This is a genomic window from Mycobacterium sp., assembly GCF_049280035.1.
Taxonomy (GTDB): Bacteria; Actinomycetota; Actinomycetes; order Mycobacteriales; family Mycobacteriaceae; genus Mycobacterium.
The window spans coordinates 1-6762 of record NZ_JBAPPI010000108.1 but is presented as its reverse complement, the minus strand read 5'-3'; the positions used below and the strand labels follow the sequence as shown (position 1 = coordinate 6762).

Sequence of the window (6762 nt, the reverse complement as noted above, 5' to 3'; positions counted from 1 at the left end):
GCCTTGCACCGAGTCAAGGGTCGCGGTGCGAGCAGTCTGGGCCAGCACGGCCGGCGCCGGGAACGGACACCAGCCGTCGCCCTTTTGCGCCACCCGCCGGCGCGCGGCCCCGGTGTTTCCGCCGACCCAGATCGGCGGATACGGGTCGCTTACCGGTCGGGGGTGGGCGGTGATGCCGTGCGCGGTGAAGTGCTTGCCCTCGAATGAGACGTCATCGCTGGTCCAGATTGCCCGGATCACGTCGAGGGCCTCATCGAACAGGTCGGCCCGTTGTTCATAGTCAACGCCGAGGGCGGCGAACTCCCGTTTGAAATAACCGACTCCGACCGCGAGCGTGAATCGGCCGCCGGAAAGCAAATCCAACGATGCACCAGACTTCGCCACTACGAACGGGTTTCGATACGGCAGCACCACGATGTTGGGGATCAGTCGCAGTGTGGTGGTCCGGGCCGCGGCGAAAGCCATCGCCACAAACGGGTCCAGTGCATCGTGTCCTCCGGCTTCCAGCCAGCGCTGCGTCGGCGCGGGGTGGTCGGTGAACCCGAAGCCGTGGAATCCGGCGGCTTCCGCGGCGGCGGCAACCGCGGCGATGCCGTCGCCGCTGACCAGTTCCGGGTTGTACGGGTGGCGGTGCATCGGGTGGGTGATGGTGAAATGCATCTGCCGCTTTCCTTAGCTGAGCGCCGACGATATCCCTGCAAAGTTACTGCGTGACACTCATACGATAATCTGTAAAGTCAGCCGGGCCGCTGCCTGGTCGGATCCAGCGCCACAAGGAGGTAACGCAGTTGGGCATTGTGACCGCGAGTTCGGAAACCGCCTTCGCCCGACCGCCCGAAATCATCTATGACTTCGTCACGAACCCGGCGAACTCCGACGATGACCTATCCGGGCAGCGCGCACATCATCAACCTGCCCGACGAACTGCCCTTGAAGGTCGGCGACACCCGGCAGGAGTCCGGCTCCGACGGCGACCGAATCTTCACCTGGCACCTGGCGATCGCGAAGCGGCCGAAGTTATGGATGTGGCATGGAAGGCCGGATCACGGTCCAGTACCACTTCACCCGACCGGGCGAGGAGATCACCCTGTTCACCTGCACGATGACGATCGAGGCCTACAAACACGCACCGCTACCCGACGCCTTGTTTCAGCAAGTCAACCCCGCCAAGATCGACGCCTACCATGCGGCGATCGCACGAGAATTGGATGCGCTCGATGACGGCGGCCACTGATCACACTGACGGGCTGACGCCGCTGGCCGCCGGCTTCAGCTTCGGTGAAGGCCCGCGCTGGTTCGAGGGGCTGCTGTGGTTCTCCGACATGCTGGGCGAGGCTGTGCACACCGCCGACCTGAGCGGCTCGCTGACCACGTTGTCGCTGCCCGGGCACACCCCGTCGGGCCTGGGATTCCGGCTCGATGGCTCACTGCTGATCGTGTCTACCGAAAAAAGGCAGCTGCTGCGCTACGACGGCGAAACCGTCGTCACGATCGCCGATCCGAGCGATGTCGCACCTGCTGACCTCGGCGACATGGTCGTCGACCACCTCGGACGCGCCTACATCGGGTCGCAAGCCTTTCAGGGCGGCGTCATCTTGCGCGTCGATCCCGACGACAGCGTGCGGGTGGTAGCGCAAGATCTGGACTTTCCCAACGGAATGGCCATCACGGCCGACCACCAGACCTTGATCGTCGCCGAGTCGATCGGCCGGCGCCTGACCGCGTTCAGCATCGGCGACGACGGCGACCTGGCCGACCGACGGGTCTTCGCCGACGGTCTCGACGGTCCGCCCGACGGCATCAGCCTCGACGCCGATGGCGGCGTGTGGACGTCGATGACGCTGGCGCACCAGTTCGAGCGCGTCGTAGAGGGCGGCCCCAAAGGACAAGTGACCCATCGCATCGACATCGGCGGCCGCGCCGCGATCGCGTGCACGCTCGGCGGGCCCGCGCGGCGGACATTGTTCATGCTGTCGAGTACCGACGCCTATCCCAAACGGTTGATAGGTACCCGGCTCTCCCGGCTCGACGCGGTGATCGTGGATACTCCTGGCGCCGGCCTGCCCTGAAAGGTGAGCGATGACCGATTCCTACTACGAGATGCTCGTAGATAGTCCAGGCGCCGACCCGCTGGGCGAAAAGTTCTGTGCCACAGACTTGGTGAGGAGCACGTGGTCAGCGGCGCTGCAGCATGCCGCCCCGGTGTCGGCGCTTCTGGTCCGGGCGCTCGAGCGCTGCGCTGCCCGCGACGACACCCGGCTCAGCCGGGTCGCCGTCGATTTGTTGGGGCCGGTGCCGGCCGAAGGCGACTTGTGGATTCGCTCCCAAGTCGAGCGCCCCGGCAAACAGATCGAGCTGATCAGCGCCGAGATGTTGGCGCTGGGCCCAGATGGTCAGCCCCGGCCGGCGGCCCGGGCCAGTGGATGGCGGCTGCAGCAGCTGGATACCGCCGACCTGGCGCACGCGGCGGCACCGTTGCCGCGTCCGGTGAGCGAAGGCCGCAGCCGCAATCTCGAAAAGGATTGGGACCGCAACTACGTACACAGTCTGGACTGGCGGTGGCTGACCAAACCGCTCAACGATGGTCCGGGCGAGTCCTGGATCAAGCCGACAGTCAACCTGGTCACCGGTGAAACGATGACGCCGTTGGAGCGGCTGTTCGCGGTCGCCGACTGTGCCAACGGCATCGGTTCCAAACTGGACATCACCAAGTGGACGTTCCTGAACAACGATCTCGTCGTCCATGTGCACCGGATTCCTGACGGCGACTGGATCGGCATCCGGGCGGAAACCAACTACGGGCCAGACGGTATCGGTACGACGGTGGGCACCCTGTTCGACGAGACCGGAGCGGTCGCCGCTATCCAGCAGTCGGTGTTGGTGCGGCCCCGTCCTTCAAGGCCCAAGCCCTTAGTCCGTTAGCGCCGAGATCGACGCCGCGGGCACCGGTGCGATGACGTCGACCACACGCAGGTGCATTTGCTCAGGCGAGCTGATCGCCGCGGCGATCAGGCAGGCAATGTCGTCCGGCGGTACCCGCCCACCATGCGTTCCGGTCGCCCGGATGATCGAGGCTCGCACGCCGGTGCCGACGAACTCGGCATCCAGGCCGGCTACCCAGGCCTCGAGCATCCGGTCGGCCGTCGCCGAGGACCCACCGACCAGAGCCGGGCTGATCAGCACCACGTCGCCACATCGGTTGTCGATCATCGGCGGAATGACTTGTGCCGCAAAGTGTTGTGCGCCAACCCACGAACCGTCGGCCAGACCCGCGGCACTGACCAGCACGTCGACGGCGCCGATCAGGTAGTCAGCGGACTTGACGAACCGATCGACCGACGGTGGATCGGCGAGGTCCAGGTAGGCGGCGAAGGCCGCCGCGCCATCGGACCGAAGTTCGGCTGCGAACCGCTCGCAGATGTCGGGCCGGCGGGTTCCCATCAACACCAAATCCCCACCGGCGGCCAACCGCGCCGCAGTCGCAAGTGCGACGGGCGATGAGGCTGCGGTGATGACGATTGCTTTCTGGGCCCTGGGGGCCCAGGGCTGGCTCACGACGAGCGCCGATCAGCCGCGATGCGCCGGGGTCCAGCTAAGATTTGGTGGTCAGCTACCAGTGCCACGAAAACAGCGTGACACTCCGGGCTATTTTTGTAAAGTTGGGGTATGGAGCAGACGTCGACTATCGAAGGCGACACCTCGACGCAGCAGCGGATCCTCGCGGCCACGGCCGAGGTGCTCAGTCGCAACGGCAAGCGCAAGCTCAGCCTGTCCGATGTCGCTTCGCAGGCGGGAGTGTCGAGGCCGACGCTCTACCGCTGGTTCGCCTCGAAGGAAGCGCTGCTTTCGGCGTTCTCACGTTACGAACGACATACCTTCGAAAGCGGTTTGAGCAAGGCGACGGCCGGCCTCAAGGGAGCCGACAAGCTGGACGCCGCATTGCGGTTCATCGTCGAGTACCAGCATTCCTACTCGGGCGTGCGCATGGTCGACATCGAGCCCGAGCACGTGATCAGCCAGTTCTCACATGTCATCCCCCAGATGCGGGAGGGTCTGCAGCGGCTGATGCCCGGGCCCAACGCCGCGGTGAAAGCGGCCACCGCGATCCGAGTAGCGATTTCGCACTACATGATCCGCGGCGACGACGCCGACCAGTTCTTGGCCCAATTGCGCCACGCGGTGGGAATCAAAGCAGGACCGGATTAGTCGAACAGCACCGCGGCATTGAGATAGCCGGTCGGGTCGAGCGCCGTCTTCAGCGTCCGCATCGCCGCGATGTCGGCGGCCTCGCGGGACATGCCGACGTACTTGCGCTTACGGCTGCCGACCCCGTGTTCGGAGCTGACATTGCCGCCGCATGCAGCGATCAAGTCCATCATCGCCGCGTATATGTCGCGTTCCTGCTCTGCGCCGCATCGCAGCACGTTGAGATGCAGGTTGCCCTCCGCGATGTGCCCGAACAGCACACCGATGGCGTCGGGCGCATGGTGGCGCAGCAGCGCGTCCGCGTCACGAGCGAACGCAGCGACCGCCGCCAGCGGCAGCGACGCGTCGAACTTCACCGGCGGCCCGTAGACACCGAGCACCTCGGCTATCGATTCCCGCACCCGCCACAATCGTTGTTGCGCAACCAGATCGACGCCTACCGCTGGCTCTCCGCAGGTCCGCACCCCCGTCAGCGCTTCGGCTAGGCGCTCGGTCGGGTCCTGATCGGATGCCAGTTCCACCAACAGCAACCAGTCACCGCGGACCGGCGCCGCCACACCCAGATGCTCGTCGGTCAGCGCGGCGACTCGGCCGTCGATCAGTTCCAGGGCGGCGATGCCGTCCAGGTCGCGAAACAGCCGCCCGGCGTCGACCAGCGCGTCGAGGTCCTCGAAGCCGCAGATGGCCGTCACTCGATGCGGTGGATCCGGGTGCAGCCGCAGATCGAGCGCGGTGATCACACCCAGCGTTCCTTCGGCGCCGACGAACAGCGCCGGCAGGTCATAGCCGGTGTTGTCGGCCCGCACCCGGGAGTGCCGTCGCAGCACCGACCCGTCGGGCAAAGCTACGTCCAGACCGACGACCTGCTCGCCCATGTTGCCGTAACGCACGGTGCGCAATCCGCCGGCGTTGGTCGAGGCCATCCCCCCGACGGTGGCGGTGTCGCGCGCCGCCAGGTCCACGCCGAACAGCAGACCGGCCGCCGTCGCCGCGCGCTGTACCGCGGCCAAGGCAGCCCCCGCCCCGACTTCCACGCGGCGTTCCAGAGTGTCGACATCGCTTATGGTGCAAAGCCGTTCGGTCGACAACAGCACATCATCATGCTCGGGGACGGTGCCGGCCACCAAGGAGGTGCGACCACCCTGAATGGTGACGTGCGTCCCGGCGTCCCGGCACAGCCGCAGCACCTCGGCAACTTCGTCCGCCGTGCCCGGACGCACCAGGGCGCTTGCCTGCCCCCGATAGCGGCCGGTGTGGTCGACGCTGCGGCCGGCCAGCACATCGGGGTCGGTGCTGACGTAACTCGGTCCGACCACCGATGACACGGCTTGCAGCACGCTCGGAGTCATGGCGACGGTGTACCACACCGCCACATTGCCACCGCGAGTGATGCAGGATAGGGAGCCGTGAGCATGCAACGTGAGGATGTCTGGTTCAACTCGGGCCACGACCGAATAAGCGCGTGGCTGTATCGGCCGGCGGATGACGGCTCAGAAGTAAAGGCGCCGCTGCTGGTGATGGCGCACGGGTTGGGGGCGGTTCGCGCCATGCGGCTGGACGTCTACGCCGAACGTTTTTGTGCAGCCGGTTACGCCTGTCTGGTGTTCGATTACCGGAACTTCGGCGACAGCGAGGGTGCGCCGCGTCAACTACTCGATATCGGCATGCAACTGCAGGATTGGACGGTTGCGGTGGCCTACGCTCGGACGCTGACAGGTATCGATACCAATCGGATTGGCCTGTGGGGCACGTCTTTTGGCGGTGGCCATGTCATAGCGACGGCAGCGCGGCTGCCCGGCATCGCGGCTGTGGTGTCGCAATGCCCGTTCACCGACAGCATCGCATCGCTGGGGGCGATGAACCCGTTGATCAGCGCACGCATCACCGCGTTAGCGCTACGCGATCTGATCGGCGCCCGGCTCGGCAGGCCCCCGGTGATGGTGCCGACCGCAGGCAGGCCGGGCGAGGTCGCGCTGATGCACGCCCCCGACGCGTACTCCGGTTATATGAGGCTGGTGCCCAGCGGCACGACGTTGCGAAACGAGGTCGCCGCCCGCATCGGTGTCAAGTTCATCACCTACCGTCCGGGACGGCTCGCGGCAAAGGTCCCGTGTCCAATCCTGTTCTGCGTGTGCGAAACCGACTCGGTCGCACCGTCGGGGCCGACCCGTCGCTACGCAGCGATGGCGCCGCGTGTCCAGATCAAGCTGTATCCCGAGGGCCATTTCGAGATCTACGTCGACGACGCATTCGAGCGCGTCGTCGCCGACCAGCTCGAATTCCTCGACAAGAACCTGAAGAACGCGTAGTCCTAGCCGGGCAATTAGTCCTAGCGGATGACGCTGATGCCGCCGTCCACGGGCCAACAGTCTGGACGTTGGCCAAGCGGAGGCATCCAGCGGGACTCTTTGCATGACTACGTATAGTACGTTCAGTTTGTACTGAACATTGTGTATCGTACGGAGCGTGATGTCTCTCGACGAAGCCGAGTTCGTTGACCGCATGGGCTTGTTTTTCGAGACGATCGGCGCCACCCGGACCATGGGCCGCCTTTAC

The 6762-nt window shown here is 65.6% G+C and carries 7 protein-coding genes and 1 pseudogene; 5 read left to right on the top strand and 3 right to left on the bottom strand.

Annotation, left to right across the window (positions count from 1 at the left end):
* A partial coding sequence (locus WAN71_RS03605; protein ID WP_422224015.1) for an LLM class F420-dependent oxidoreductase occupies nt 1-660 on the bottom strand: 660 nt, incomplete at its 3' end.
* 128 nt (nt 661-788) lie between these two features.
* Here WAN71_RS03605 and WAN71_RS03600 point away from each other — a divergent pair.
* The 3 genes and pseudogenes from WAN71_RS03600 to WAN71_RS03590 all read left to right on the top strand — a co-directional run bounded on the left by WAN71_RS03600 (nt 789) and on the right by WAN71_RS03590 (nt 2922).
* Nucleotides 789-1234: pseudogene (locus tag WAN71_RS03600) on the top strand (SRPBCC family protein).
* A complete protein-coding gene (locus WAN71_RS03595) occupies nt 1218-2069 on the top strand; it encodes an SMP-30/gluconolactonase/LRE family protein (RefSeq protein ID WP_422224014.1) in 852 nt (283 codons plus the stop codon). The pseudogene WAN71_RS03600 and the gene WAN71_RS03595 overlap by 17 nt, the downstream one beginning before the upstream one ends.
* 10 nt (nt 2070-2079) lie before the next feature.
* A complete protein-coding gene (locus WAN71_RS03590) occupies nt 2080-2922 on the top strand; it encodes a thioesterase family protein (RefSeq protein ID WP_422224013.1) in 843 nt (280 codons plus the stop codon).
* On the opposite strand, the gene WAN71_RS03585 is transcribed toward WAN71_RS03590, so the two are convergent.
* Nucleotides 2911-3555, bottom strand: coding sequence for an SDR family NAD(P)-dependent oxidoreductase (locus tag WAN71_RS03585; protein ID WP_422224012.1), 645 nt, complete (start codon nt 3553-3555; stop codon nt 2911-2913). The two genes, WAN71_RS03590 and WAN71_RS03585, sit on opposite strands and share 12 nt — an antisense overlap.
* Nucleotides 3556-3666: 111 nt before the next feature.
* On the opposite strand from WAN71_RS03585, the gene WAN71_RS03580 reads away from it, so the two are divergent.
* Nucleotides 3667-4206, top strand: a complete 540-nt coding sequence (locus WAN71_RS03580; RefSeq protein ID WP_422224011.1) for a TetR/AcrR family transcriptional regulator — start codon at nt 3667-3669, stop codon at nt 4204-4206.
* On the opposite strand, the gene WAN71_RS03575 is transcribed toward WAN71_RS03580, so the two are convergent.
* Nucleotides 4203-5555: an FAD-binding oxidoreductase gene (locus WAN71_RS03575; protein WP_422224010.1), complete on the bottom strand. Its 1353-nt coding sequence runs from the start codon at nt 5553-5555 to the stop codon at nt 4203-4205. The genes WAN71_RS03580 and WAN71_RS03575 overlap by 4 nt on opposite strands.
* 63 nt (nt 5556-5618) lie before the next feature.
* Here WAN71_RS03575 and WAN71_RS03570 point away from each other — a divergent pair, with 63 nt between their 5' ends.
* Entirely contained in the window at nt 5619-6515 is an 897-nt protein-coding gene (locus WAN71_RS03570; RefSeq protein WP_422224016.1) for an alpha/beta hydrolase, read from the top strand.
* Nucleotides 6516-6762 lie beyond the last annotated feature (247 nt).

Bases quoted from the DNA above. Each gene is read 5' to 3' on its own strand.
- WAN71_RS03590 (WP_422224013.1), top strand. From the start codon at position 2,080: ATGACCGATTCCTACTACGAGATGCTCGTAGATAGTCCAGGCGCCGAC.
- WAN71_RS03570 (WP_422224016.1), top strand. From the start codon at position 5,619: ATGCAACGTGAGGATGTCTGGTTCAACTCGGGCCACGACCGAATAAGC.
- WAN71_RS03595 (WP_422224014.1), top strand. From the start codon at position 1,218: ATGACGGCGGCCACTGATCACACTGACGGGCTGACGCCGCTGGCCGCC.
- WAN71_RS03580 (WP_422224011.1), top strand. From the start codon at position 3,667: ATGGAGCAGACGTCGACTATCGAAGGCGACACCTCGACGCAGCAGCGG.
- WAN71_RS03575 (WP_422224010.1), bottom strand. From the start codon at position 5,555: ATGACTCCGAGCGTGCTGCAAGCCGTGTCATCGGTGGTCGGACCGAGT.